Annotated in this window: 27 protein-coding genes; 22 read left to right on the top strand and 5 right to left on the bottom strand. The window is 47.8% G+C overall.

Translation table 11 applies throughout. The features are described from left to right. The first annotated feature begins 62 nt into the window (after nt 1-62). The 4 genes from purD (at nt 63) to BLU87_RS07780 (ending at nt 3,121) form a co-directional block, all read left to right on the top strand. Nucleotides 63-1,334, top strand: a complete 1,272-nt coding sequence (purD, locus tag BLU87_RS07795) for a phosphoribosylamine--glycine ligase (protein ID WP_092346420.1) — start codon at nt 63-65, stop codon at nt 1,332-1,334. A gap of 17 nt (nt 1,335-1,351) precedes the next feature. Then, the gene (gene purE / locus BLU87_RS07790; protein WP_092346418.1) at nt 1,352-1,876 is read left to right on the top strand and encodes a 5-(carboxyamino)imidazole ribonucleotide mutase; all 525 of its coding nucleotides are present in this window, start codon (nt 1,352-1,354) and stop codon (nt 1,874-1,876) included. A gap of 108 nt (nt 1,877-1,984) precedes the next feature. Beyond that, complete coding sequence (locus tag BLU87_RS07785) at nt 1,985-2,311, top strand: cytochrome c3 family protein (protein ID WP_092346416.1); 327 nt, start codon at nt 1,985-1,987, stop codon at nt 2,309-2,311. Nucleotides 2,312-2,383: 72 nt separating this feature from the next. Beyond that, on the top strand, nt 2,384-3,121 hold the full coding sequence (locus BLU87_RS07780; RefSeq protein WP_092346414.1) for a tRNA1(Val) (adenine(37)-N6)-methyltransferase: 738 nt from the start codon (nt 2,384-2,386) through the stop codon (nt 3,119-3,121). Here the strand turns inward: BLU87_RS07780 and BLU87_RS07775 are convergent. Both BLU87_RS07775 and BLU87_RS07770 read right to left on the bottom strand, forming a co-directional pair. Then, nucleotides 3,118-3,627, bottom strand: coding sequence for a DciA family protein (locus BLU87_RS07775; RefSeq protein ID WP_175498299.1), 510 nt, complete (start codon nt 3,625-3,627; stop codon nt 3,118-3,120). The genes BLU87_RS07780 and BLU87_RS07775 overlap by 4 nt on opposite strands. Continuing rightward, complete coding sequence (locus BLU87_RS07770; RefSeq protein WP_092346410.1) at nt 3,624-3,881, bottom strand: hypothetical protein; 258 nt, start codon at nt 3,879-3,881, stop codon at nt 3,624-3,626. Before BLU87_RS07770 ends, BLU87_RS07775 begins: the two co-directional genes overlap by 4 nt. 92 nt (nt 3,882-3,973) lie before the next feature. Between BLU87_RS07770 and BLU87_RS07765 the strand changes: the two genes are divergently transcribed. The 7 genes from BLU87_RS07765 (at nt 3,974) to rplS (ending at nt 8,131) form a co-directional block, all read left to right on the top strand. Further along, entirely contained in the window at nt 3,974-4,291 is a 318-nt protein-coding gene (locus tag BLU87_RS07765) for a putative Se/S carrier protein (RefSeq protein ID WP_245706417.1), read from the top strand. Between the two features lie 114 nt (nt 4,292-4,405). After that, nucleotides 4,406-5,758, top strand: coding sequence for a signal recognition particle protein (gene ffh, locus BLU87_RS07760; protein WP_092346408.1), 1,353 nt, complete (start codon nt 4,406-4,408; stop codon nt 5,756-5,758). A 77-nt stretch (nt 5,759-5,835) separates the two neighbouring features. Further along, nucleotides 5,836-6,111, top strand: coding sequence for a 30S ribosomal protein S16 (gene rpsP, locus BLU87_RS07755; protein WP_092346406.1), 276 nt, complete (start codon nt 5,836-5,838; stop codon nt 6,109-6,111). A gap of 59 nt (nt 6,112-6,170) precedes the next feature. Next, the gene (locus tag BLU87_RS07750) at nt 6,171-6,404 is read left to right on the top strand and encodes a KH domain-containing protein (protein WP_092346404.1); all 234 of its coding nucleotides are present in this window, start codon (nt 6,171-6,173) and stop codon (nt 6,402-6,404) included. A gap of 37 nt (nt 6,405-6,441) precedes the next feature. Beyond that, nucleotides 6,442-6,963: a ribosome maturation factor RimM gene (gene rimM / locus BLU87_RS07745; protein WP_092346402.1), complete on the top strand. Its 522-nt coding sequence runs from the start codon at nt 6,442-6,444 to the stop codon at nt 6,961-6,963. Then, complete coding sequence (gene trmD / locus BLU87_RS07740; protein WP_092346400.1) at nt 6,960-7,703, top strand: tRNA (guanosine(37)-N1)-methyltransferase TrmD; 744 nt, start codon at nt 6,960-6,962, stop codon at nt 7,701-7,703. Before rimM ends, trmD begins: the two co-directional genes overlap by 4 nt. Nucleotides 7,704-7,783: 80 nt before the next feature. After that, nucleotides 7,784-8,131, top strand: coding sequence for a 50S ribosomal protein L19 (gene rplS / locus BLU87_RS07735; protein ID WP_092346398.1), 348 nt, complete (start codon nt 7,784-7,786; stop codon nt 8,129-8,131). 163 nt (nt 8,132-8,294) lie between these two features. On the opposite strand, the gene rnhB is transcribed toward rplS, so the two are convergent. Continuing rightward, a complete protein-coding gene (rnhB, locus tag BLU87_RS07730; RefSeq protein WP_092346396.1) occupies nt 8,295-8,870 on the bottom strand; it encodes a ribonuclease HII in 576 nt (191 codons plus the stop codon). Between the two features lie 182 nt (nt 8,871-9,052). Here rnhB and BLU87_RS07725 point away from each other — a divergent pair, with 182 nt between their 5' ends. From BLU87_RS07725 to BLU87_RS07685, 9 genes are all read left to right on the top strand, one after another. After that, on the top strand, nt 9,053-9,424 hold the full coding sequence (locus tag BLU87_RS07725) for a YraN family protein (RefSeq protein ID WP_092346394.1): 372 nt from the start codon (nt 9,053-9,055) through the stop codon (nt 9,422-9,424). A gap of 30 nt (nt 9,425-9,454) precedes the next feature. Beyond that, on the top strand, nt 9,455-11,422 hold the full coding sequence (locus BLU87_RS07720; protein ID WP_092346392.1) for an NAD(+) synthase: 1,968 nt from the start codon (nt 9,455-9,457) through the stop codon (nt 11,420-11,422). After that, nucleotides 11,419-12,243, top strand: a complete 825-nt coding sequence (rsmI, locus tag BLU87_RS07715; protein WP_092346390.1) for a 16S rRNA (cytidine(1402)-2'-O)-methyltransferase — start codon at nt 11,419-11,421, stop codon at nt 12,241-12,243. Before BLU87_RS07720 ends, rsmI begins: the two co-directional genes overlap by 4 nt. Before the next feature lie 5 nt (nt 12,244-12,248). Next, nucleotides 12,249-13,409 (top strand): TIGR03790 family protein, encoded by a 1,161-nt coding sequence (locus tag BLU87_RS07710; protein WP_175498298.1) that lies wholly within the window; start codon nt 12,249-12,251, stop codon nt 13,407-13,409. A 207-nt stretch (nt 13,410-13,616) separates the two neighbouring features. After that, a complete protein-coding gene (map, locus tag BLU87_RS07705) occupies nt 13,617-14,372 on the top strand; it encodes a type I methionyl aminopeptidase (protein ID WP_092346386.1) in 756 nt (251 codons plus the stop codon). 206 nt (nt 14,373-14,578) lie between these two features. Next, a complete protein-coding gene (locus BLU87_RS07700; protein WP_139167494.1) occupies nt 14,579-15,511 on the top strand; it encodes a hypothetical protein in 933 nt (310 codons plus the stop codon). Between the two features lie 96 nt (nt 15,512-15,607). Then, entirely contained in the window at nt 15,608-16,600 is a 993-nt protein-coding gene (locus tag BLU87_RS07695) for a DUF3187 family protein (RefSeq protein ID WP_092346382.1), read from the top strand. Nucleotides 16,601-17,071: 471 nt separating this feature from the next. Further along, nucleotides 17,072-19,180, top strand: coding sequence for a methyl-accepting chemotaxis protein (locus BLU87_RS07690; RefSeq protein ID WP_092346380.1), 2,109 nt, complete (start codon nt 17,072-17,074; stop codon nt 19,178-19,180). A 236-nt stretch (nt 19,181-19,416) separates the two neighbouring features. Continuing rightward, nucleotides 19,417-19,908 carry an FKBP-type peptidyl-prolyl cis-trans isomerase gene (locus tag BLU87_RS07685; RefSeq protein WP_092347034.1) on the top strand — a complete coding sequence of 164 codons (492 nt, stop codon included), beginning with the start codon at nt 19,417-19,419 and terminating at the stop codon, nt 19,906-19,908. 173 nt (nt 19,909-20,081) lie between these two features. Here BLU87_RS07685 and BLU87_RS07680 read toward each other — a convergent pair whose 3' ends face one another. Together BLU87_RS07680 and ligA are read right to left on the bottom strand one after the other, a co-directional pair. After that, nucleotides 20,082-20,357 carry an acylphosphatase gene (locus tag BLU87_RS07680; RefSeq protein WP_092346378.1) on the bottom strand — a complete coding sequence of 92 codons (276 nt, stop codon included), beginning with the start codon at nt 20,355-20,357 and terminating at the stop codon, nt 20,082-20,084. Beyond that, on the bottom strand, nt 20,354-22,378 hold the full coding sequence (gene ligA, locus BLU87_RS07675) for an NAD-dependent DNA ligase LigA (RefSeq protein WP_092346376.1): 2,025 nt from the start codon (nt 22,376-22,378) through the stop codon (nt 20,354-20,356). Before ligA ends, BLU87_RS07680 begins: the two co-directional genes overlap by 4 nt. 301 nt (nt 22,379-22,679) lie before the next feature. On the opposite strand from ligA, the gene BLU87_RS07670 reads away from it, so the two are divergent. Both BLU87_RS07670 and BLU87_RS07665 read left to right on the top strand, forming a co-directional pair. Then, entirely contained in the window at nt 22,680-23,957 is a 1,278-nt protein-coding gene (locus BLU87_RS07670) for a DEAD/DEAH box helicase (protein WP_092346374.1), read from the top strand. Between the two features lie 232 nt (nt 23,958-24,189). Then, complete coding sequence (locus BLU87_RS07665; RefSeq protein ID WP_092346372.1) at nt 24,190-25,446, top strand: HlyC/CorC family transporter; 1,257 nt, start codon at nt 24,190-24,192, stop codon at nt 25,444-25,446. The last annotated feature ends 33 nt before the right edge of the window (nt 25,447-25,479 follow it).

Below are 25,479 nucleotides of genomic sequence, written 5' to 3'. Positions count from 1 at the left end.
CTGCACTCCCTGATTATTACGGGCGTAAAGTGGCGCCCCTATGGATGTCAAAGGAAGAAATTATGAAGGTTCTGGTTGTCGGCGGGGGTGGTCGTGAGCACACTTTGGTCTGGAAAATTGCCCAGTCGCCATTAGTGGAACATATTTATTGTGCCCCTGGAAATCCGGGGATCGCTGAGTTAGCAGAATGTGTTCATATCGGTGTTGAAGAGATAGAAGTTTTGCGTGACTTTGCTTTGGCGGAGCAGATTGATCTGACGGTGGTTGGTCCTGAAGTTCCGTTGACGATGGGTATTGTCGACATTTTTCAGGCCGCTGGCTTGCTGGTTTTCGGGCCCAATAAAGCCGCCGCTCAAATTGAAGGAAGCAAGGGCTTTTCCAAGGATCTTATGGCTCGCTATAATATTCCAACAGCGAAGTATCAGAGTTTTACTGATCATGCGGCTGCAGTTTCATATATTCTGGAGCAGGGGGCTCCGATTGTTGTCAAGGCCGACGGTTTAGCCGCCGGTAAGGGGGTTGTTGTCGCCCAGACAGCAGAACAGGCGATTGCTGCTGTTGATGATATCATGCTCGATCAGGTTTTTGGCGCGGCTGGCAGTAGCGTTGTCATTGAAGAATTTATGGATGGCGAAGAGGCCTCATTCTTTGCCTTCACCGATGGCAAAAATATTCTTCCGCTGGCCTCATCGCAGGATCATAAGCGTGTCAATGACAATGATGAAGGACCTAATACCGGTGGCATGGGGGCCTATTCCCCCGCTCCAGTCGTCACCGATGCTCTCTATCAGGTTATTGTTGAAACGATTGTCAAGCCGACGATTCAGGGGATGGCGCAAGATGGCTGCCCATACAGCGGGATTCTTTATGTCGGTTTGATGATCAAGGATGGGAAACCACGGGTGGTTGAATATAATGCCCGCTTTGGTGATCCCGAAGCACAACCTCTGCTGATGCGGATGAAGTCAGATATCGTCCCCGTCTTGCTTGCTTGCGCCCGTGGTGAGTTAACGCAAGATCGTATCGAGTGGTATGACAAGGCCGCGGTGTGTGTCGTGATGGCCAGCGGTGGCTATCCCGCAGCATACGCAAAGGACTTGCCTATAAGTGGTTTGGACAAGGCGGCTGAAATCAAAGATTTGATGGTATTTCATGCTGGGACCACGTTGAAACAAGGAAAAATTGTCAATCAGGGGGGGCGGGTCCTCGGTGTGACCGGACTGGGAGATAGTGTCAGCGATGCAATTAAAACAGCCTACGCTGGAGTCGCTCTCATCTCTTGGGATCAGGTACACTATCGCCGAGATATTGGTGCCAAGGCACTGAACCGCTAATTAAAGGAGTTTTAGTCATGGGTAAACAGACAGCTGTGGTGGGTATCTTGATGGGAAGTGACAGCGATTATGACATCATGGTCGAGGCCGCCAAGGTTTTAAAACAGTTCGATATCCCCTTCGAAATGATTGTTTCCAGTGCGCACCGTACCCCAGAACGGACGATTGAGTATGTTCGTGGCGCTCGAGATAAAGGGATTAAGGTGCTGATTGCTGGTGCTGGCGCCGCAGCCCACCTTGCTGGAGTCGTCGCGGCAGAGACTGTGTTGCCGGTGATTGCAGTGCCTATTGATGCAACCTCAATGCGTGGCCTCGATGCCCTTTTGGCCATGGTCCAGATGCCCGCTGGGATTCCCGTCGCGACTATGGCCATTGGTTTAGCCGGATCACGTAACGCCGGAATCTTTGCTGCCAGAATGCTGGCAACAGAAGACCCCGAGCTGGAGAAAAAACTGCTGCAATTCAAGAAAGATATGGCTGCCGGAGTGATTAAAAAGTCGGCTCTGGTGCAAAAAAAGATGGCTGAAGATGGACTGATTTAGTCAGCTATAAATTGTATACAATATACGCTTTTCAATTGACAGCTGCGATATGTTTGATTTAATTTGCTAACGGTTTCTTAACATTTAAATAAAAGGGAGGAATTATCAATGAAAAAGTTACTCGTACTTCTGGCTATTGTTGCTTTTGTTTGCACAGCATTCACTGCCATTGCTGCTGACAAAGGTCCTGCTGTCATCAAAATGGACAAAGCAAAAACTGGTGTTGTTACTTTTGATCATGCCAAGCATCAAACTGCTTCTGATTGTGCCGCCTGTCATCACACTGGTACTTATGAAGCTTGTGATAGCTGTCATGGTGCTAAAGATGATGGCGCAAAGCTCAAGTATAAATCAGCCATTCATAACAACTGTAAGGGCTGTCATAAAGAGATGAAAAAAGGTCCGACCAAGTGTAAAGAGTGTCACGTTAAGTAGTTTCTTTGATATCTCGTTGAAGGGCCGACCTGACTTATATCAGGCCGGCCTTTTTTTTGTGGATGAGTTGCTATGAGAGAGACTCTGGATACCCTGTCAATTGGTCATTTACAGCTGCTACAGGCCAAAGATGGTTACCGTTATTCCCTTGATCCCGTACTTCTGACATTTTTTGCATCTGTTCAAAAGGGCGCAACAGTTTTTGATCTTGGCACCGGTTCGGGAGTGTTGCCACTGCTCTTGGCATGTCGGAGCGAGGCCCGAGAATTCGTGGGTATAGAAATACAGACTTCTTTGGCGGAGCGTGCCGTAAGGAATGTCGAGCTTAATGGTTATCAAGGACGGATCACCATTCTCCATCATGATATCAGGGATCTGAAGGGCACGATTGCGGGGGGCGGTGCAGATTTAGTCGTTAGTAATCCCCCTTATCGTCATCCAGGTTCTGGCAGGGTTTCAACAAAAGAAGAACGGACTGCCGCGCGACACGAGGTCTTCGGAGGTCTCGTGGATTTTATTGCTGCTGCGAGTTGGTTGTTGAGGAATGGCGGCCGCTTTGCGGTGATTTATCTCGCAGAACGTCTATCTGAGCTGCTGTTTGAGATGACCTCCGCCGGACTGGAGCCAAAGCGCCTGAGGATGGTGCATCCACGGCAAGGAAAAGATGCCAGGATGGTTTTGGTCGAGGGGTGTAAGGGGGGACGATCCGGCTTGCGAGTTGAAGAACCTCTGTATGTTTACGCCGCTAGTGGGAGTGGCCGGAATTATTCAACCGAAATTTTACAGATGTACGGCTCGCCCTCTGATTAATCCTTCCGACATTTATCCAATTGTTTCTGCCGGGTGAAAAGTTTGCGCAGTTCATGCCGTAGTTCCATGTTGGCAATCGGGGAAACTTTCTCTTCGATGGAGTCCTTTTCGGCTTCCGTCAATTCCATGCCTTCCCAAGGCTGTGGCTCTGGTGTTGTTTTTTGCTTTTTGGGGGAGTATGTCTGCGGTTTTCGCGTTTGCCGTAGGTAGATATCGGTAATTCCGGCGTTTGGGATTTTGGCGGCAATTTTTTCCAGAATTTGTGGTTTCATCATCTGTAATTGTTGCATCCAGACTGGGTGGTCAACCTGCACCTCAAGGACCCCTTGGCGCAGCTTGAAGGGCCTGGCCCGAGCAGCTATCTGTTCGCCAACCAGTTGATCCCACACTAGCCAGGCTTGATGGCGGTTAAGTTGCTCACCGAAACCGGGTTGCCCTAATATCCGCTTCAGTAAGAAGCTCACCTTTTCGGCATGCTTCATAGGGGGGCGATCGCTGCGTTTCATTCCAGTGCCTTTTTGCGAAATCGGCCGCCGAGGATTTGGCCTGCAACAGCACATCCAAGCGTGAAAGGGATCCAGAGCCAACTGAACCCGAGGGTCACCCGCAAAAGAATAATGAAGGGAATCGACGCATGCACAAGGATGAACCACTGGATTGAGAATTTGCGACTCACTTCACGAAAGTAGCCTAGCAGTAGGTTGCTACCAAAAGAAAAAAACAGGAGGATGGCAAGTGCCAAAGTTTGATCTGGAAGCAAGTGTCTTGTCCTTTTATGCGGAGTGTTGAAAAGAGCCGATACTCTACTCTTTGAGGGGATCTCTGTCAATTTCCCATTCAAGGTGATTGGGGTTGCATGGTCTTGGTAAACGTGTCATTATGCGCGGCTGGACTCTTAGACTGGGGTGGTGGCTGGTGATTGATGAAGGGGATTGCGTCGCAATATTTCACTCAATACATAGGGTGATGAAGGCGGAGAAAGTTCTTAAGGATCAACATTTGGATGTTTTGCTCGTCCCCGTGCCACGGTCTTTGAGCGCTGATTGTGGTATGGTTGTCAGGTATCCTCGTCAGATTCAAACGGATGTGTTGCGAACCTTGGCCGAGGCAAAGATTGATGTAATAGAAGTCTGGTTGCGGCAGGATGGCAAATATTTGCGCCAGATCTAGTGTGAACAGCCATATTTTTAGGGTGGAACAACCTGTATTGTCGGGCTTTTTGCTTGACAATAGGGACCACTGTTTTTTATATTTACTCTTTTTTGGATTCTACGATAGAGCGGTATGTTTGATACACTTTCTGATAAACTCGACTCAGTTTTTAAGAAACTGCGTGGACATGGGCGTCTGACCGAACAGCATATTAAGGAGACAATGCGGGAGATCCGCTTGGTGCTTCTTGAGGCTGATGTCAACTTTCGTGTGGTTAAGAGCTTTATCGCTAAAGTGAGTGAGCGAGCTGCCAGCCAGGAGATTCTGAAGAGCTTGACCCCTGCACAGCAGGTGATTAAAGTTGTTCGTGAAGAGCTGTCCCGGTTGATGGGTGAGGGGGAAGATAACACCCTTAACTTGTCGGTGAAGCCTCCTGTGCCAATAATGCTTTGTGGGTTACAGGGTGCTGGTAAAACGACAACCTGTGGCAAGTTGGCGCTGAAACTACGGCGTGAAAAACGTAATCCAATGCTGGTTCCAGCGGATGTCTATCGTCCCGCGGCCATTGCACAGCTTAAAACTTTAGGACGTCAGCTAGATGTTGAAGTCTTTGACTCGCAGGCAGGGCAAGATCCGGTTGATATTTGTGATCAGGCATTAAGGTACGCAGAACTCAACGGCTTTGATACGATCATTCTGGATACTGCGGGTCGACTCCATGTTGATACCGAGTTGATGGGCGAGCTTCAACGGATCGTCAATAAAGTTCAACCTCAAGAGATCTTGTTCGTCGCTGATGCGATGACAGGTCAGGATGCTGTTACCGTTGCTGCTAGCTTTGATGAGCAGTTACCGCTGACCGGAGTAATCCTGACCAAACTTGATGGTGATGCTCGTGGTGGTGCAGCTTTATCCATTCGCGAAGTGACAGGTAAACCCATCAAGCTGGTTGGTATGGGGGAAAAGCTTGATGCTCTGGAGCAGTTTTATCCTGACCGGATGGCGCAACGCATCCTCGGTATGGGGGATGTCCTTAGTCTGATTGAAAAGGCTCAGGACGCTGTTAATGCTGATGATGCTGCTGCGATGGAGCAACAACTGCGCAAGGATGGTTTTACCCTTGAGACCTTCCTTGAGCAGATGCAGATGGTCAAGAAAATGGGCTCAATGGATTCGCTGTTAAAAATGATTCCTGGGGCCGGTAAAGCACTTAAAAAAGCTCAAGGGGCGCAGCTTCCTGAAAATGAAATGAAAAAAATCGAGGCGATCATCCGTTCAATGACGCCTCGTGAACGCTTAAATCATAAAATCTTGAATGGTTCCAGACGGTTACGGATTGCCAAGGGTAGCGGGACGCGCGTTCAAGATGTGAATCAGTTGTTGAAGCGTTTCGTTGAAGCGCAAAAAATGATGAAGAAGATGCAGAAAATGGGTCCAAAAGGGCTCAAGGGGATGTTTGGCCAAGGTGGTCAGCTTCCATTCTAAAACGGCGGATAGTGATACATTGAAATATCCTGTTCGATAAACAGGCAATAAAAAGAAACACCAGGAGGAAAGACAGTATGTCAGTAAAAATTAGACTCGCCCGTGGTGGCGCAAAGAAGAAGCCGGTCTATAAAGTCGTTGTAGCCGACGAGCGTTTCCCTCGGGATGGTCGTTTTATTGAAGATTTGGGGCAATATAATCCACGTGAGGAAAATTTTCTCCTGAACTTCAAAGAGGAACGTGCCCTTGAGTGGCTGAATAAGGGAGCTCAACCTACTGATACCGTGCGACGCCTCTTGCGGCATGCCGGAGTCTGGGCCAAGTTCAAGACTAAGGCGACTGCTGAAGCCTGATCGCTTGTTCGTGGTCTCTATCCGGTGCCAATTTAATATAGCAACCCGGAGGATGACCCATGAAAGACATGATTGAGCATATTGCCAAGTCACTGGTAGAGCAGCCTGATGAGATTGTCGTTTCTGAAGAAATTGCAGATGACGGTAATATTCTCATTAAACTTGCCGCCGCACCAGATGACATGGGCCGGATTATCGGTAAGCAAGGGCGTAATGCTAAGGCAATGAGAACATTGTTGAATGCCAAGGCAACGCGTGAGAATCGTCATGCCCTGTTGCAGATTATGGAATAAGTGCAGTTCAACTTTGTTTTAGGCTGGTTTGAATATAATGACTGAACCTCTGCTCGAAATTGGAGCCGTTGTTGGAACTCATGGTTTACGTGGAGATCTCAAGATTCATTTGAACTCAGGAGATCCTGATCTCCTGATGACATTGAAACAGGTTTTCTTGCGTTTACCCTCTGGGGATCTGCAGAGGGTCGCCATCACTCGGCAGGTTTTACACAAGGGCCGGGTTCTCTTGCGTTTGCAAGGATACGAGTCGATTGATTTAGCTGAACCGATTGTGGGAAGCCAGGTCTTGCTAGCAGAGGATTCCCTTCCTCGTTTAGGTGACTGTGAATATTACTGGGGACAGTTAGACGGTTTGCAGGTTGTCGACCAGACCCGCGGTGAGATTGGTACTCTTAGGGACCTCCTTAGCACCGCTGCTCATGACACTTATGTTGTCAGAGGCCATTTGGGAGAAATTTTAATCCCTGCTGTTCGTCAGTTTGTATTAGCTGTCGATTTGGAAACGGGAATTATGCAGGTTGATCTTCCTGATGGGTTGCTCCCAGAGCAACTATGATCTTTGATGTATTGACCCTCTTTCCTGAGATGTTTGTTTCGCCATTGCAGGAAAGTATTTTGGCGCGGGCGATCAAACAGGGATTATTTGAAGTCCGAGCGCACAATTTACGTTCTTGGGCTGAAGGGAAACACCTGACCACCGATGACACCCCCTATGGTGGTGGCGATGGGATGGTGATGAAGCCTGAGCCCATAGCAAAGGCAATTACAGAATTAAAGCAGCAAGCTCCGACAGCGAAGGTGTTGTTGATGACTCCTCAGGGGGTTCCTTTTCGACAGCAGCATGCGCGTGAGTTGGCCCACGAAGAGAACTTGATTTTTCTTTGTGGCCGTTATGAAGGGTTTGATGAGAGGGTCAGGCAGACTCTGGTCGACGCAGAATTTTCAATTGGAGATTTTGTCTTGACTGGTGGTGAACTTCCAGCAATGGTCATGATCGATGCGATCTGCCGTCATTTACCGGGAGTTCTTGGTAGCAGCAGCAGCGCGGAGACAGATTCGTTTGTTGATGGTCTCTTGGAGTATCCGCAATATACCCGTCCAGCCGTTTTTAACGGGATGGCAGTTCCGGATGTCCTCCTTTCTGGGGACCATGGCAGGATTGCTAATTGGCGCAGAGAGCAACAGTTGTTACGTACTTTGCAACGCCGACCTGAACTTTTGGAAAAGGTTTTGTTGACGGAACAGGATGAGAAGGTTCTGGATTTGTTGCGTCATAAATTGAAAACTGATGAGTAACAATATTATTTAAAAACGTATTTTCACATAATTAACAGACAGATAAAACGGTTTGAGAGATAAACTCAGGAGGATTACCAATGAATATTATTGATATGCTGGAAATGGAACAGATTAAAAAGGATATCCCACAATTTAAAGCTGGTGATACCCTTAAGGTCCATGTAAAAATTACTGAAGGTGAAAAACAACGGATTCAGATTTTTCAAGGTGTTTGTATCAAGCGTGTTAATCGTGGTCTTGGTTCATCCTACACTGTTCGTAAAATGTCTGGCGCTATTGGCGTGGAGCGGATCTTCCCTCTACATTCACCAAGTATTGACAAGATCGAAGTTGTTCGTGTCGGTCAAGTACGCCGGGCTAAATTATATTACCTGCGTAATCTTCGTGGTAAGGCTGCGCGGATTTCTGAAAAACGTATGGTTTGATCTCGATTTTTGCAAAATGAAACCCCGCCTGATCATCTCAGGCGGGGTTTTGTCGTTTTAATTGATTGAATGCTTCACTTTTTTCCTTTTTATCGTTTACTGCATTAAGTCATCTTGCCTTGTCTAACGTGTCCATATCTTGGGACCTCTCTCCTGACTTCATTCAATGGTTGTTAAGAACTCTTTTTATCGGTGCATAGGTCACTCTGTGGATTGCACAAGGGCCGTGTTTTTGTAACGCATCTAGGTGCTGTTTAGTCAGATAACCTTTGTGTTGGTCAAAACCGTATTCTGGGTAGCTCTGATGTAATTCAATCATCTTTTCATCCCGGGCAACTTTGGCAATAATGGATGCCGCTCCTATCTCAATGATTTTAAGGTCTCCCTTGATAACAGTTTCTACCTCGCCTTCAAGTTGCGGTGCCCGGTTGCCATCAATATAGGTTTTATCTGGTTTAACCGGTAGTCCGTTAACGGCTCTTTGCATTGCCAGCATTGTCGCATACAGAACATTAAGCTCAACAATTTCTTCTAAGCTTGCGGTTGCAATACACCATGCGGTGGCCTTAGCCCTGATTTCCTGCGCGAGGGTTGTCCTTTTTTTTGCCGAGAGTTTCTTCGAATCGGTGATGCCCGAAATCGGGTTTTCTCCATTCAGAATGACTGCGGCACAATAAATTTCACCAGCGCCGGCCCCACGGCCAACCTCATCGACCCCACAAATCAACTTCTGTCTCATCAGCAACTCCTGTTTTGTTTTGCTATCACTTTGATTGATGCAGGATCATACGTAAAATGCTGTCGATAATCCACGAGTTCTTGACCTGAAAATACATATAAATTGGATTTAAACAATGCTACTATAAGCAATGATTTGAAACCGCAGTTTTTAAATTTTACCCTGTTTGGGTGGGGGGATTTGTGAGTCAAGCACGACTGGCTTTAGGCGCATGGGGGGAAGATCGGGCTGCAGAGTATTTGCGCTTGCAGGGGATGAAAATTCTGAAGCGCAATTATCGTACGCCAGTCGGTGAAATTGATATTATTGCCCAGAATAAAAAATATCTCCTTTTTGTTGAAGTGAAAACGCGCCGTGGAGTTACTTTTGGCTCTCCTCAGGAAGCTGTTGGCATCCGCAAACAACGGCAGATTATTCGGACCTGCCAATGGTACCTGCAAGAGCATAAATGTGGCAAGTTACAACCACGATTTGATGTCGTTGCGGTTTTGTCTGCGGGCAACGGTAATGTGCAGATTACCCATTTGGATGATGCCTTTTCGTTATCTACTTGAAATCACCAAAGTCATTGAACGGGAGTGAGCATGCTCGATCAAAGTATAGAGGCGACTATTAATCTCGTCGATTATGGATTATTACGGGTCGCTGTTGCGACCCCAGAGATGAAGGTTGCCGATGTCGCCTTCAATCTCGCTGAAATTGTTAAAGTTGCCCGCCAAGCTCAGCAGCAGCAGTGTCAGATAGTCCTGTTCCCGGAATTGTGCCTGACGGGTTATACCTGTGCGGATCTCTTTTTTCAGCAACAGTTGCAACACAAAGTTGTCGAATCCTTATCGCAATTAGCTCAATTTTCGGCGCGTGAACAGATAACGCTGGTGGTTGGGGCTCCAGTTTCTGTTTCCGGGCGTCTGTTTAACTGTGCCGCGTTCATTTCTGGTGGAAAAATTTGTGGCTTGGTGCCGAAATCATTTTTACCCAACAGCGGTGAATTTTATGAACAACGATGGTTTTCTTCTGCCAGTGAAAGGTCCGTTGATTCTATCCTGATTAATTCCGAAGCGGTTCCTTTTGGTCCGGATCTGCTGTTTCAGGCCGATGATTTTCCTGCGGCAATGATCGGCATAGAGATTTGTGAAGATGCTTGGTCGGTTGTCCCCCCCAGCAGTTCTCAGGCTTTGGCAGGGGCGACGTTGTTATTGAACCTTTCTGCTAGCCCTGAAATCCTCGGTAAGCACGCTTATCGCCGCACCCTGGTTGCATCGCAGTCGGCCCGTTGCCTCGCGGCTTACGCATACTCCTCTGCAGGACCCAATGAGTCCAGCACGGATTTGGTCTTCTCTGGCCATTCTCTTATTGCTGAAAACGGACAGATTCTGACTGAGACAGAACGCTTCCAGTTTGATAGTCAGATCGCTTGGGCAGATATTGATCTTGATCGTCTGCTGGGGGAACGGCAGCGTAATAATACGTTCGCTGCTGGAGACCCCGAACTGTCCTTTCGGGTGCAACCGTTTCAGATTCATCCTCTGGCGGTGATTGGATTGTGTCGCCCAATTGTCCGAACCCCTTTTGTCCCGCCCAATGATGTTGAGAGGGCCGCTCGTTGTCAGGAGATCTTCCTGTTGCAGACGAGTGGGTTGATGAAACGGTTACGTCATACCGGATCTCAGAAAGTGGTGATCGGTCTGTCCGGCGGCCTTGATTCCACGTTAGCATTGCTGGTGTCTGTTAAGGCCTTTGATCGTCTTGGGCTTGACCGCAAGGGGATCATCGCGTTGACCATGCCGGGGTTCGGGACGACAGAGCGCACCCGTGGTAATGCTGAAGAGTTGGCACAGCAGCTGGCGGTTACCCTCAAGGTTGTTTCGATTGATCAAGCAGTACTGCAACACTTCCGTGACATTGAGCATGACCCCAATGTTCATGATATTACCTATGAAAATAGTCAGGCGCGAGAACGGACACAGATTCTAATGGATGTCGCGAATCAGGCTGGCGGTTTAGTTATCGGTACGGGAGATTTATCTGAGCTGGCCCTTGGCTGGTGCACCTATAACGGTGATCACATGTCGATGTATGCCGTCAATTGTGGAGTGCCAAAAACTTTGGTCCGCTATCTCGTCGATTGGTGCTCCAAGGAAGAGTTCAGTGGTCGTATCTCCACGATTTTAGAAGATGTCTGTGCAACTCCGGTCTCACCAGAACTGTTACCCCCTGACGTTGATGGGAATATTGATCAATTGACTGAGCAGGTTGTTGGCCCTTATGAGTTACACGATTTCTTCCTCTTCCAAGTGGTGCGGATGCATTTTCCGCCGAAGAAGGTGTTGATGTTGGCTGCGCAGGCTTTTGCTGATCAATATTCTCGTCCTGAGCTGCGCAAATGGTTAAGTCAATTTTATCGCCGCTTTTTTAGTCAACAATTCAAGCGTTCCTGTCTTCCCGATGGTCCCAAAGTGGGTACCGTGGCACTGTCGCCGCGAGGTGACTGGCGTATGCCAAGTGATGCCGCTGTGACCCTCTGGCTGGAACAACTGGAGGGGTTAGAGTGAGCGGAACTCTCTACGTGGTGGCGACGCCGATCGGTAATCTTGAAGATATAACCTATCGGGCGGTGCGAATTTTAGAGGAGGTCTCCCTTGTTGCGGCAGAAGACACTCGTCATAGCCGGAAACTACTCAACCATTATGGGATCAATACTCCGCTTATCTCTTATCATGAACATAATGAGGAATCTCGTTCGACCCAGTTGCTTGTGAAACTTAAAGCCGGTGAATCTGTCGCATTGATCAGTGATGCCGGAACTCCCTGTATTGCCGATCCCGGCTATCGTCTGGTGTCCAGGTGCAGGATGGAAGGGGTTGTGGTCGCTGCGGTCCCTGGTCCTTCGGCGGTGATTACTGCCCTCTCAATTTCTGGATTACCGACTGATGCTTTCCGTTTTGTCGGTTTTCTGCCGACAAAAACTCACGGGCGTTGCCAATTTCTCGAGCAGATCAAAGCGGAGCCACAGACCATCGTTTGTTATGAGGCCCCCCATCGTCTCATCGTCTGTCTTGCCGATATGGCTACGATCTGTGGTGTTGACCGACCTATTGCGGTTGCCCGAGAGCTGACCAAGCGGCATGAAGAATTATTCAGCGGAACCATTGGCGAAGCTCAGAACTACTTTTCTCAGAACCCGGTTAAAGGTGAAATTGTTCTGCTCCTTGGTGCTGCTCCAGAACGTCCACCAGAGGGGACTGTCATCGACGCTTTGACGCGTTTACGACAAGAGAGCGACCTGAGCTGGAAAGAGATTGTCAAGCAGGTTGCAAAAGAGTTTGGGGTTCCCGGTAGTGATGTCTATAAAGAATCATTAGGGTTGCGGTAGCTGTCGTGAAATCTGCCCTGATTATCCTCTTTTTTTTTCTTTGTCTGGGGAGGCCTGAAGCGGTTCAGGCACTGCAGCCGGAAGAGATCCTGCTGATTGTGAATCAGAATGTCCCTGCCAGCATTGAGCTTGCCCGCTACTACAGTCAAAAACGCCAGATTCCCACGGCGAACCTTCTTGTTGTCCACCTGCCTGATCAGGAAGAATGTAGTCGTGAAGAGTATCAACACAACTTACTGGTCCCTCTGCGTAAGTTTTTAGCTCACCAGCAAGGGGCGAAGATCCGTACTTTATTGCTGTTTTATGGGATTCCTTTACGTGTTTCTGCTCCAGAGTTGACTTCGCAGCAATGGCGAGAGCGACAGGATTTACAGCAACCTCAAACGCAACTTGATTCGCAACGACAAAAGCAGGGTGCAGCGGTTGACTCGGAAATAGCCCTGTCTCTCAATCGAAGCTACCCATTGGAAGGTTGGTTGCCCAACCCTTTTTTTGTCGGTTTTCAAAAACAGCGCGATCAGCTCCCCTTCAAAAAGGATCAGGTTTTGTTTGTCTCGCGGCTTGATGCGCCAACCCCTGAAATGGTCCGCAGGATAATAGATGACAGCTTGGAAGTGGAGAAACAGGGCTTGTCGGGGCATGCTTATTTTGATGCGCGGTGGCCATTCCCCGACAAGAAGAATTTGCAGGGATATGCCCGGTATGACGCCTCTATTCATAACGCGGCACAGGTGAGTAGAGAATTAAGTTCTTTGCCTGTCCATTTGAATCAGGAGGAGGCTCTCTTGCAAGCAGGTGAGGCTTCTCAGGCAGCCCTTTATTGTGGTTGGTACAGTTTGGGGAAATATGTTGATGCTTTTGACTGGCAACCAGGGGCGGTTGGTTATCATATAGCCAGCAGTGAATGTACAACCTTGAAAAAACCGGGGAGCCAGGTCTGGTGCAAGCGGATGATAGAGGATGGTGTTGCTGCAACGATCGGCCCTGTTGCGGAACCCTATGTCCAGGGGTTCCCGCCACCGGAATTATTTTTTGGTTTTTTGCTCGATGGTTACTATACTTTGGCTGAAAGCTATTTTTTAAGCCTCCCTTATTTGTCATGGCAAATGATTTTGATTGGTGATCCGCTCTATCGACCGTTTCGAAATAGCGCTGTCGAGAAATAAAAAAATATCAACGGGGCGATCAATTGTATTTTTACTGGAAACAATATTATGATGCCTGTCGATTAGGTAAAAAAGACCACTGTGCTTCATTTCGACTGAAGTATAGACAATTGCGACAGGTATTTCAGACCATGCAAAGATCGATGGCGATTCAAGTTGTCGATGTTTGAGGATTGAGTAAATTTTTCAACAAGACTGGAGAGAATGATGGTTGTTATTAAAACTCAGGAAGAGATAGAGAAAATGCGCAGGGCGGGAAAACTCGCTGCCGAATTATTGGCCTATATTGGTCCCTTTGTTAAGGAGGGCGTTTCGACCCAATATTTGAACGATCTTTGTGAAGAGTTTACCCAGAAACACGGGGCAATTTCCGCGCCGTTGAATTATCACGGCTTTCCAAAAAGTATCTGTACCTCGATCAATAATGTCGTCTGTCACGGCATCCCGTCAGAAACAGAGATCCTCAAAAGTGGCGATATTGTCAATGTCGATATTACCCTTATCGTCGATGGTTATCATGGAGATACTTCTTATACGTTTCAGATCGGTGGTGTTGATGAGCAGATACAAAAATTGGTGTATCGAACCGAAAAAGCCATGTATCGGGGAATTGCTGCGATTAAACCGGGGAAATATCTATACGAAGTAGGGAAGGCTATCGAGAAGTATATCGATAAATTCAATTATTCTATTGTCAGAGCTTACGGTGGTCATGGAATCGGCAAAAAATTCCACGAAGATCCCCATGTTCTGCACCATTACAGCCCTGAAAACAGAATCCGACTGCAAGAGGGGATGATCTTCACGGTTGAGCCGATGATCAATCTGGGGAAAAGTTTTGCTGTCGAAACTTCCGAAGTTGATGGCTGGACGGTTACGACAACGGATGGTAGCGTCAGCGCACAGTTTGAACACACTGTGCTGGTGACCGCTGAGGGTGCTGAAATTTTGACCAAGGTGTAGAAAAATATTGAGGGTTAACGTTTTTGAGGCTCGAATTGAAGGCAGTGATGGGATTTCTTCGACGTTGGGCCTGGAATGATCATAAATACTTCAGATCTCTAATCTGATGATTAATCGGAAATACTCATTTCAAAGATGGGTGACAGGAAACGATACGCCAAAAAATCGCATAATTTCATGTGTTCCGAATTATTTTAAAGGGCCCAATGATCGACGTAAATATATTAATATTATCAAGTATCTTTGTTAGTACTTTTTTTTGTAGTGCATTTTTTGTATACGACCTTGAGCAAAAAACTTATAACGGTTTTAGATTGTGGACTTTTAGTATTTTGACCATGACATTGGGTTTTTTAGCCATCGTCGCTCGTGGAACGATTCCATTAGAATTGAGTATTTTTATTGTAAGTGGTTTTTTTACTCTGGCGGCCGTGATCCGTTTGGATGCTATTAAGCGCTTTCTTCAGGGGAAAAGTCTAAATAAATCGTTGTATGCCATTCCCGTCTTCGTTGTTCTGGCCTCCTCAATTTTCTATTTTGTTTTTGACCGTATCGACATTCGGACGAGCATTGTCAGCGCCGTCCTCTTTCTCTTATCTATCTCAATTTCGTGGGTTCTGATTCAACATTCGACCCCTGAAAATAAAATGCTTTACTATTCAGCTGCTATTTTTATTGCATTACGTGGTGCAATTATCTTGTCTCGAGCCTTTGCCTGGCAGCCAGAAAACCTTCAGACTGTCTTTAGTGCGGGGATCGGGTCCACAATTCAGTTGGAGTTTGGACTGGTTAGCGAAATAGGTCAAAATGTCATTTTTTTAATGATGAATAGTCAGCGCTCTGCGGCAGATTATATCCAGTCCGAGTCAAAACTTCATTCCACGATTATTGACCTAAAAAAAGCAAACGAACAGATAAAAACCTTAGAAGGTGTCATCCCGATATGCATGTACTGCAAAAATATCAGAGATGAAAAAGAGACCTGGAACCAGCTGGAACAGTATATCTCAGATCATTCTGACGCGTCCTTTAGTCATGGCATTTGCCCGGACTGTTTGAAAAAACAATATCCAGAATACATTGATACAGAAAATAATATTTGCAGTCCTAAGGCCAATGAGGGTTTGATTAAGGTTTAGATCCTCCTGCAGGGAGCAGGGATAAAGAGGTGCGGTTCATACGGAATGTATTTTTAGCTCAAGGCAGTGCCCTCATAAACAATTACAGGAGATATCATGATGTTGAAAGTTATTCTTTTTCTGGCCTGTCTTCTCCAGTTATCGACACTTCATGCGACCGCTTTTGATTTTGCCCCGTATCGGGTGCGTAATCTGCTTCCGACTGATTTGGTGCGAAGCGTAGCTAGTGCTGATCCTGCGCGTCTGGTCGCTGTCGGCGAATATAAAGTTTCTTTTGATCTGGATCTGGCTAATCTTGCCACAACAAATAATAGCGCAGCTGCACAGATTCACCTTGATGGCGAAACTTTGCAGGAAACCCTCGGAATGCGCTATGGCATGAATGAAAATATCCAGATCGGTTTTGACCTCTCATGGGTCAACCATAAAAAAGGCTCTCTGGATGGATTTATTGAAGACTGGCATGACTTTTTCGGCCTGCCAGCAGGTGATCGCGACGAGCTGCCGGATGATGACCTCTCTTACCGCTACCAGCGCAACGGTGAAGAACTCTTTAACATTGACCATTCGGCCAATGGTCTTGGTGATCTGCGTTTGCAGCTCTCCTGGCAACTGGCAACCAGTCAGCCAATGGCGAGCGCCCTGCATCTTACCGTCAAAGTGCCGACAGGTGCAGCCGATAAAATGACTGGTAATGAAGGTTGGGGAGTGAACCTGTCTCTGGCGCATGATTACAGAATCACTCTTGATGATGGTGCTAGCGCCTCTTTCTGGGGAGGGCTCGGGGGGAGCTGGCTGGAGGACGGTGACGTCCTGGCAGAACAAGCGGAGAACTGGGCCGCCAATGCCTGGCTCGGTGCCGGCTGGAGCCCGAATAACTGGTTGGCTTTGAAGCTGCAGATGGATGGCCAGACGGCACTCTATGAGAGTGATCTGGAGGAGCTTGGTGACCCAGCACTTATCCTGACCATCGGAGGGACCATTGCACTCACCCAAAAGACATTTCTTGATTTGGCTGTTGAAGAAGACCTAGCTGTCAATAGTTCACCAGATGTCTCTTTTCATCTTGGCCTGTCGCACTTCTTCTAGATCTTGTATTCTGTAACAGCCAGTGTTAGCAATGAAAGTTTAAATTGCTGATGCAAAAACTTGATCGGATCTTCGGGGCAGCATTGTCATCCTGCTTGACAGTGCTGCCGTTGTTGTCGCAACGCCGCAATTCAATCTATGGTTTAATTTTCAGAGAACCCGCTCGCCTGTATTTATCTCCCCGAAGATGTGACACAAGACGTTTGCCATCGGGTTTATCATTGTCATCCCTCCTGTCTTCGAACCGGTTCAATCTGATCGTCATGTAAGTATTGGCGGGCTAAAAGCAAAAACTTAAATTATTTATATGCTTAGCAATAAAATCCTTTACACCTAGGAGAAGAATCGTTAAATTGCCGTTAATTTTTATTAATGGCATATGGTAAATATTACCTCGCATATATATCTTTTAACCCATCCGTCTCCTGTCAACTTTTTGATGGGTGACTCCCCAGTACACAAGGACCACATATGTTGAAGAATTTAAAAATTGGCGCAAAGATGGCTGTTTTGGCCGGCTCTATACTGATTCTTATGTTTGTTATTCTGTTGTGGGGGATTAGTGGGCTGACAAGGACTGTCCATAATGGTGAAGAAATGGCTGCTGGGAATGTTCTGCGTGGAGAACTGCTCGCGCGTGAAGTTGATCACCTCAATTGGGTCAAGCATGTTTCCGCTTTTTTGACGGATGACAATGTCACGAAGCTTGATGTGCAGATGGACCACACACAATGTGCCCTGGGAAAATGGCTTTATGGCGAGGGGCGTAAGGAAGCAGAGCTTCTGGTCCCGGCGTTGGCTGGAGATCTCAAAGCGCTGGAACATCCGCATAAGGAACTGCATGAATCCGCCCGTAAAATCAAAGCGGTCTATCGCGCTGCTGATCCACATTTACCCCAATTCTTGACCGAGAAAGAGCTCGATCATGTTGCTTGGGTGAGTGCGGTACAGAGCGCCATTATTGATAATGATAAAAGTTTGAATGTCCAGTTTGACCACACACTTTGCGGTTTTGGTAAATTTCTCTATGGTGAAGGTGGCAAAAATGCCGCTTCGGGTAACCCTGTCATCGCAAGCATTCTGGAACAGATAAAGAAACCGCATGAAGATCTTCACCAACAGGGCGAACATATCGGGCAACTCTTAGCGGCGGGAGATGGTCCCGCAGCTTCAGTTTACTTTAAACAGGAAATGTTGCCGACTTTAACTAAAATCAGTGTCTTGTTTCAACAGGCTCAAGCAGAAGCTAAAGCTGCGTTGGTGGGGCAGCGGGAAGCTAATAAGATTTTTTCAGCCGAGACCCAACAAGCTCTTCATCAGGTGCAAGGATTGATGCATCAACTGACGAAGACAACAGAAGCAAATATCATGTCGGATCAGCAAATGATCTCCTCTGCGGAGTCAACCAGAACGGCGATTATCACTATAGGAGTGATGGCACTGCTGCTTGGTATTACTGTGGCTATTTTTATCACCAGAGCCATTACCATTCCGATCCGCAAAGGTCTATGGTTGACTGAAGAGATTGCTCAGGGTGATTTAAGCCACCGACTTAATCTGCAGCAGAAAGATGAAATTGGTCAACTAGGTCGAGCTCTAGACACTATGGCCGATAGTCTCAGCCAGTCCGCATGTGTTGCTGAAGCTATTGCGGAAGGCGATCTGTCACAGGAGATTCGGGTCGCATCACCTCGGGATCAACTTGGTAACGCGTTGAAAACCATGTTGGCAGGATTACGGGAAATGGTTGGTGGCATTCAGATTGCCGGTGAGCAGATTGCCTCTGGATCAGGACAGGTCGCAGATGCCAGTCAAGCTCTCTCACAGGGGGCGACTGAGTCAGCTTCATCATTGGAACAAGTCTCGGCTTCAATGAATGAGATGACGGGACAAGTTCGTTCCAGTGCAGAAAATGCAACCGTGGCGAACCAGTTGGCCAATGAATCGAAACAGGCAGCAGAAAAAGGCAATCAACAGATGTCAGAGATGGTGAATGCCATGGATGAAATTAATGCTGCCGGGCAGAATATATCTAAAATCATTAAAGTCATCGATGAGATCGCTTTTCAGACCAATCTCCTGGCATTGAATGCCGCGGTTGAGGCCGCCCGTGCCGGACAGCATGGTAAAGGCTTTGCTGTCGTTGCTGAAGAAGTGCGTAACTTGGCGGCACGGAGCGCTAAAGCGGCAGAGGAAACAGCTGAGCTGATTGAAGGTTCTGTGGCCTTAACCGATCGTGGTGCTCAGACAGCACAACAGACAGCCGCAGGGTTGGACGAGATTGTCAATGGAACCACCAAGGTCGCTGATCTTCTCAAAGAGATCTCAACCGCTGCCAATGAACAGGCTCAAGGGATTAGTGAAGTGACAACCGGCCTTGCCCAAATAGATCAGGTGACACAGCAGAATACTGCCACCGCTGAAGAAAGTGCAGCAGCGGCTGAAGAACTCTCCTCCCAGGCGTCTCAGTTGCGGGAGATGCTGAATAAATTTATTCTTGAGAGCAATGGGTCCAGTCACAGATGCGCCAAAGAATCACGGATCACCGCAACAAATACCCCTCAGATTTCCTTTAATTAGCGATCACATTGAGTTTATAGGAGCGCCTGTGTTTTGGCGCTCCTATGGATTTTAACGTTGTTGCAATAGCTCTCCATATCCTCAGATCAGGGAATGATCCGGTCCTGAATTCTGTTGAATTGTTAAAAACCATTGACCCCTTAAGCCTGGCTTGTTATGCATAGAGCGGCTTCGGGATGAACCGGTTGGGCCGTGTCTCCCCGGAAAATCAACATACTCCATTGAAAGAGGTCATCATGATTCGTGCAGCTCACAACAACACTGTGACGGTTAAATATACCGGCAAACTCGCTGATGGAACAATTTTCGATGCGTCTCCTGAAGACAGCCCTCTGTCATTCATTATTGGTCGGGGTGAGGTGATTAAAGGGTTTGAAACGGCGGTTCTTGGCATGTTCCAGGGAGAGACAAAAACTGTCGTTATCGCCCCTGAGCAGGCGTACGGAGAGACCAACCCCGCCCTGATCGAAGAGATTTGCCGCGCGGATCTGCCTGAAAACCTCGAACTGATCGAAGGTGGACAACTGGAGGTTACTCAGGCTGATGGCAGTATCTTGCTGCTTATGATTGATAAAGTCACTGACGAGGCCGTTACTCTAAATTCCAATCATCCTTTGGCAGGAAAAGAGCTGACCTTTGTCATTGAGATGCTCGAAGTTGACACCGCGCCCCCCAAAGAACTTCCTCCGATTTTTGCCGGAGCATTGGCGTCAAGAACGATGCACTGACAGGGTATTTTTAAATAAATCGGGTTGGTTTGTCCCTGGTGCTGTTTTCGACAGGAGCTCACAACATCCAAGGCATTCAACCAAGCATTGTTAGTGAAAACATTAGACCCGTTGTATCAGACCCAATCAGAGCATGGCTCTTAAATTGAACGGGGAATGGTCTTGTCCTGATCTCAGCGGATAAAAAACTGCTTAAAATCTCCTGTCGCTTCTCGCCACTGAACTTCTAAATCATCAACCCGTGCCAACTCCGGTCCACTTTTACACCATTCAATCACGGCTTCGACGGCAGGCTTTTCCCCTTCAAAAACAGCTGTAACAGTGCCATCAGAGTTGTTGCGACACCAGCCGGTGATTTCATATCGTTCAGCCATGTTTTTTGTGCTTTGCCGGAACCAGACTCCCTGCACCTTGCCGGTTACCCGGACATCAGCTCTTACGTGTCTCATTTTTCAATATCCTGCTCAATCAGCTGAAGGAAATCGTCCTCACTGAGGATTTGGATTCCCAACTGCTCTGCTTTGGTTAGTTTGCTTCCGGCTTCTGCGCCGGCAACGACATAATCGGTTTTTTTACTCACCGATCCACTGACGCGACCCCCCTGGGCCTCAACCAATGCAGTTCCTTCTTTTCTGCTGAAGCGCTCAAGACTTCCGGTGAAGACGAATGTTTTTCCTTGAAATCGGTCACCGCTGATCCGTTCTTCTTTGTGCGGGTTGACTCCGAGTTCCTGAAGATCCTGAAGTAATTTTTGATTGGTTTCAGCATTAAAGAAGTGGACAATACTGGCGCTGACCTGCGGTCCTATTTCGTGTAATGCGAGAAGTTCTTCGGTGGTCGTGGCCGCCAGCTTTTCCAAACTGTCGAAATGATGAACAATCAGTTTGGCGAGGTGTTTGCCAACGTGGCGAATCCCTAGGGCAAAAATGAAATTTTCTAACGGCCGTTGTTTGCTGGCAGCGATTGCCTTTAACAACTTATCTGCGAGTTTATCGCCCATGCGTTCAAACTGAAACAGGTCTTCTCGTCGCAGTCGATACAGGTCAGCAATACTGTTGACCAGTTTCAGGCGTAGGAGTTGATCAATCTGCCGATCACCCAGACCCTCAATATCCATGGCTTCACGGGAACAGAAGTGTTTGAGTGATTCCTTGAGTCGCGCGGGACAGTCGAGGTTCTGACAACGTGGGACAACTTCGTCCAGTTCCCGAATCAATTTGGAACCACAACTCGGGCAATGGGAAGGTTCAGAGATTAAAGTCTCATTTCCAGAACGTTTTTCCAGAACCACTCGGACGATGTCGGGAATGACATCGCCAGCCCTTTCGACGACGATAGTATCGCCGATGCGGACATCAAGACGGGAGATTTCGTCCCAATTATGGAGGCTGGCGCTGGAGACCGTCACCCCGCTGACATTGACCGGACGCAGATTCGCGACTGGGGTAACAGCTCCGGTGCGGCCAACTTGTAAACGCACCGATTCGAGCACGGTCTGCTCCTGCCGAGCTGGAAACTTGGCGGCGATGGCCCAGCGTGGAGTGCGGCTCTTTTCCCCCAGCTCTTGTTGCAGGGCGATGCTGTTGACTTTGATGACCATGCCGTCAATCTCGTAAGGGAGTGTTTCCCTGATGGCTTGCAGCTCTGCGTAACGGTCGATAACGGCTTCAATATTGTCAGCGGTTTGAATAATTGAAAGGTTCACTTTAAAACCCCAGTGACTCAGCGCTTCGAGGAGTTGTTGGTGGGTTGCGGGCATTTCTCCGGAAATTGCACCGATGCCATAGCAACTGATTGTCAAGGTCCGGCTGGCAGTCAACTTCGGGTCTAGTTGCCGTAGGCTCCCTGCTGTCAAGTTGCGTGGATTTGCGAATGTTGCTTCACCCTCTTCACGGCGTTGCAAGTTTAATTTCCGGAAGGCTTCCAGTTCCATATATATTTCGCCACGGACTTCCAGTTGCTCTGGATAATCATTTTGCAGCTGGAGCGGGATGGCACCAATGGTGCGGACATTCTGAGTAATATCTTCTCCGGTTAAGCCGTTTCCCCGGGTTGCTCCGCGGATCAATTTTCCTTGCTGATAGGTCAAGGCGACCGCAACCCCGTCCAACTTGGGTTCGCACAGGTATTGCAGATCCTCCGTGCGCGAGAGGAAGCGTTTGACCCGCGTGTCGAAATCGCGCAAATCCGAGCCATTGAAAGCATTCTCAAGCGACAGCATGGGGGTGACGTGTTTTGCCGGGCTAAACCCGCTCAATGGAGTGCTGCCGACCCGTTGTGACGGAGAGTCGGGGGTGATCAGCTCTGGATGCTGTGCTTCAATATCGAGAAGTTTTTTTAATAACTGATCGTACTCAGAATCGGTAATCTCAGGTTGGTCAAGGGTGTGGTAGCGATAGCTATGGTGGTGCAGTTGTTGGGATAATTTCTGGTGTTGCTGACGGATTAATTTGAATGAAGCGGAGGTCATGATTTTAGTCTTTCTCTGAGATTGTCGTCGCGACAGGTTGATCAATAGAATGCAACCTGAATCTAACAGGCAAAAAATAAACAACCTCGTTGATTCCAGCAAGGCTGGGGAGATAGAATGCTTGCGCGAACAATGCAACCATCGCCAACGAGGTGAAACAATTATGGCACAAGGTGTTGCTCCATTCCAGTACCAAGATGCGTATCCTGTTTCAGATCTGACCGTTATTGTTGATCGATCCCCTCTCAGGCGGATATGGTTTTCTTTTCCTTTGATTTAATTTTCCAAGTTTGGGTTTAAGATGTTTTCTACTTTTGGTTTTTCCGAATCGATCCTTAAAGCTATTGCTGCACAGGGTTATGTCGAGCCGACTCCGATCCAAAAAAAAGTAATACCTACTATTCTTCATGGGCGGGATTTGATGGCCACGGCTTCCACTGGTACCGGTAAAACCGCTGGCTTTATTCTTCCTCTGCTGCAACGTTTGAGCACTGGGCCTAAAGCCAAAGCGAATCATGTCCGGGTGCTGGTGCTGACGCCGACACGAGAACTGGCACAACAGGTTGCAGATAATGTTGCCGCTTACAGTTGCTTCATGTCACTTAAGACCGCTGTGGTTTATGGCGGGGTGAAGATCAATCCACAAATGATGAGAATGTGCAAAGGGGTCGATCTGTTGGTGGCCACGCCCGGAAGGTTACTCGATCTCCATGCCCAGAATGCGCTCCGTTTGACTGCTGTCGAAACGCTGGTTTTAGATGAAGCGGATCGTATGCTCGATATGGGGTTTCGTGACCAGCTTAAGGCGATCCTGAAATTATTGCCGAACCAGCGCCAGAACCTCCTTTTTTCCGCGACCTTTTCTGCTGAGATCAGGGCGTTAGGGCAAACATTTTTCAACCAGCCACAGTTGATTGATGTCAGCCCGAAGAATTCCACGGCGATAGGTGTTCAACAATGGGTTTACGAAGTTGATAAGAAGAAGAAAGCCCAGCTTTTAAGCTATCTAATCTCTCGTAACGACTGGTCTTCAATCCTGGTGTTTACCAAGACCAAGAAGGGTGCCGATGCGTTAGTTCATCACCTTAAAAATGATAATCTTTCTGCGGCAGCTATTCATGGAGATAAAAGTCAAGGGGTCCGTGCCCGTGTCCTTTCAGCTTTTAAACAGAATAAGGTGCGTATCTTAGTCGCGACCGATATTGCTGCACGTGGATTAGATATCAATGGGCTTCCTTTGGTCGTCAACTTTGACCTGCCCAAGGTTGCTGAGGATTATATTCATCGCGTCGGTCGTACTGGTCGAGCTGGGTTGACAGGGCAGGGCATTTCATTGGTGAGTGCCGATGAGGTTAATCAGCTCGCGGTGATTGAATCATTGCTTAACCGAACTTTGACCCGGGAGGTTGAAGCAGGGTTTGTGCCGACGCATAAAGTGCCGTTGACACGTCCGACCAAGCTAAAGCCGAAAAAGCCGAAAAAAATAAAAGCCAAACGGGGACAACCACAAGAAGGTGACTGGCAAAAGAAAGATCGCTCAAAAAGTTCAAAACCAGCATCACGTGGCCGCCGGAGGTAACGGATTGAAGATGCAGCCGCCGGTTCTCAGCCGCAGCGGTCTGGCGTATAAGTCCTTGGAAATTCCTCTCCTTCTAAACCGACCCTGTATGTTGTGTAACAGTGACGGGTTTATTGCCACCTTAGGGAAAGCAAGTCCTTTCCCTTTCGGAGAGTTTGCGCTAAGATTCACGGCTTAAGGCTTTTATGCTGAATAATTGAGCTATCAGATTCTCTTTGGAGCATGGGGATAAATGACTGACGAAATAACGTGGCGCTTGCTGGTCTTGCTGCTACTGCTGGTCTTTTCTGGTTTTTTTTCCGGTTCGGAGACTGCGCTACTGTCTCTCGATAAATTGAGAGTGCTTTTTCTGCAACAGAAACAACATCGCAATGCTGACAAGCTCGCCAAACTGTTGGATAACCCTGACCGCCTCTTAAGTGGAATCCTGATTGGCAACAATCTGGTGAATATTGCTGCATCGGTTATTGCTACCGGACTTTTTGTCAGCTACTTTGGTGAGCAAGGTGAATTGTTCACAGTGTTGATCCTGACCCCTATCGTGCTGATATTTGCTGAAGTCTGTCCCAAGACGTATGCAGCGCAATATCCGGAGAAAATGTCTTTTCTGGTGCTGAATCCCATCCGTTTTGTGGTCTGGGTTCTCGCTCCGCTCATCTTTGTGGTCTCTTCAATTTCTCGGTTGATGACAAGTATGATCCGCAAAAAAAATGCGGAAAGCTTTTCTGTTTCTGAAGATGAGATCCGGGCGATGATTGAAGTCGGAGAGGAATCCGGTGTTGTCGCGGCGGAACAACGGAAGATGTTGTACGGCATTTTTGATCTGTCAGAAACACGTGTGCGCGACATCATGATCCCGAGGACTGAGGTTACCGGTGTCGACATCTCCGCACAATATAAAGAGGTTCTCGCTATTGCCCGAGACGCCCGCCATTCACGTTTTCCGGTGTTCAATGATAATCTCGATACAATTATCGGAGTCATCCATTCCAAAGATATCCTTGGTTATGTCGGCCCGGTGGAAAAATTCTCTCTCAAAGAGTTATGTCGTAGTCCCTATTATGTCCCGGAATCGAAGCGGATTGGCGTGTTACTGCAAAGTTTTCGTAAGAAGCGTGAGCATCTAGCCATTGTTGTTGATGAGTACGGTGGGATGGAGGGGATTGTCACCCTCGAAGATGTGGTCGAGGAGATTGTCGGTGAAATTCACGATGAATACGATATTGCCGAAGTTGGTTTCAGGGAGCTGGGACCAGGGCATTATCTGCTTGATGCCGTTCTCCCTCTGCGCGAGGTCAACCGGCGCTTTAATTTACATCTACCGGAAGAACATGTAACCACCCTGGCTGGCCACTTATTGCAGATTATGGGAAAAATCCCCGTCGAAGGTGATACCTGCGAGGAGGGAAATCTCAAGTTTCGGGTGCGGCGGATGGAAGATCGGCGGATTGAAGAGATTGAACTGGTGATTACTTCCCCCAAAGTATAGATCGTCTCTTGCTGTTGCTTTTTTAAGTAGCAA

The organism is Desulfuromusa kysingii (assembly GCF_900107645.1).
Taxonomy (GTDB): Bacteria; Desulfobacterota; Desulfuromonadia; order Desulfuromonadales; family Geopsychrobacteraceae; genus Desulfuromusa; species Desulfuromusa kysingii.
The sequence above is the reverse complement of the archived record's forward strand: the minus strand, read 5'-3'. Positions and strand labels throughout refer to the sequence as shown.

Coding starts and splice junctions, on each gene's coding strand:
- purD (WP_092346420.1), top strand. CDS start 63: ATGAAGGTTCTGGTTGTCGGCGGGGGTGGTCGTGAGCACACTTTGGTC.
- purE (WP_092346418.1), top strand. CDS start 1,352: ATGGGTAAACAGACAGCTGTGGTGGGTATCTTGATGGGAAGTGACAGC.
- BLU87_RS07785 (WP_092346416.1), top strand. CDS start 1,985: ATGAAAAAGTTACTCGTACTTCTGGCTATTGTTGCTTTTGTTTGCACA.
- BLU87_RS07780 (WP_092346414.1), top strand. CDS start 2,384: ATGAGAGAGACTCTGGATACCCTGTCAATTGGTCATTTACAGCTGCTA.
- BLU87_RS07775 (WP_175498299.1), bottom strand. CDS start 3,627: ATGAAACGCAGCGATCGCCCCCCTATGAAGCATGCCGAAAAGGTGAGC.
- ffh (WP_092346408.1), top strand. CDS start 4,406: ATGTTTGATACACTTTCTGATAAACTCGACTCAGTTTTTAAGAAACTG.
- rpsP (WP_092346406.1), top strand. CDS start 5,836: ATGTCAGTAAAAATTAGACTCGCCCGTGGTGGCGCAAAGAAGAAGCCG.
- BLU87_RS07750 (WP_092346404.1), top strand. CDS start 6,171: ATGAAAGACATGATTGAGCATATTGCCAAGTCACTGGTAGAGCAGCCT.
- rimM (WP_092346402.1), top strand. CDS start 6,442: ATGACTGAACCTCTGCTCGAAATTGGAGCCGTTGTTGGAACTCATGGT.
- trmD (WP_092346400.1), top strand. CDS start 6,960: ATGATCTTTGATGTATTGACCCTCTTTCCTGAGATGTTTGTTTCGCCA.
- rplS (WP_092346398.1), top strand. CDS start 7,784: ATGAATATTATTGATATGCTGGAAATGGAACAGATTAAAAAGGATATC.
- rnhB (WP_092346396.1), bottom strand. CDS start 8,870: ATGAGACAGAAGTTGATTTGTGGGGTCGATGAGGTTGGCCGTGGGGCC.
- BLU87_RS07720 (WP_092346392.1), top strand. CDS start 9,455: ATGCTCGATCAAAGTATAGAGGCGACTATTAATCTCGTCGATTATGGA.
- map (WP_092346386.1), top strand. CDS start 13,617: ATGGTTGTTATTAAAACTCAGGAAGAGATAGAGAAAATGCGCAGGGCG.
- BLU87_RS07700 (WP_139167494.1), top strand. CDS start 14,579: ATGATCGACGTAAATATATTAATATTATCAAGTATCTTTGTTAGTACT.
- BLU87_RS07695 (WP_092346382.1), top strand. CDS start 15,608: ATGATGTTGAAAGTTATTCTTTTTCTGGCCTGTCTTCTCCAGTTATCG.
- BLU87_RS07690 (WP_092346380.1), top strand. CDS start 17,072: ATGTTGAAGAATTTAAAAATTGGCGCAAAGATGGCTGTTTTGGCCGGC.
- BLU87_RS07685 (WP_092347034.1), top strand. CDS start 19,417: ATGATTCGTGCAGCTCACAACAACACTGTGACGGTTAAATATACCGGC.
- BLU87_RS07680 (WP_092346378.1), bottom strand. CDS start 20,357: ATGAGACACGTAAGAGCTGATGTCCGGGTAACCGGCAAGGTGCAGGGA.
- ligA (WP_092346376.1), bottom strand. CDS start 22,378: ATGACCTCCGCTTCATTCAAATTAATCCGTCAGCAACACCAGAAATTA.
- BLU87_RS07670 (WP_092346374.1), top strand. CDS start 22,680: ATGTTTTCTACTTTTGGTTTTTCCGAATCGATCCTTAAAGCTATTGCT.
- BLU87_RS07665 (WP_092346372.1), top strand. CDS start 24,190: ATGACTGACGAAATAACGTGGCGCTTGCTGGTCTTGCTGCTACTGCTG.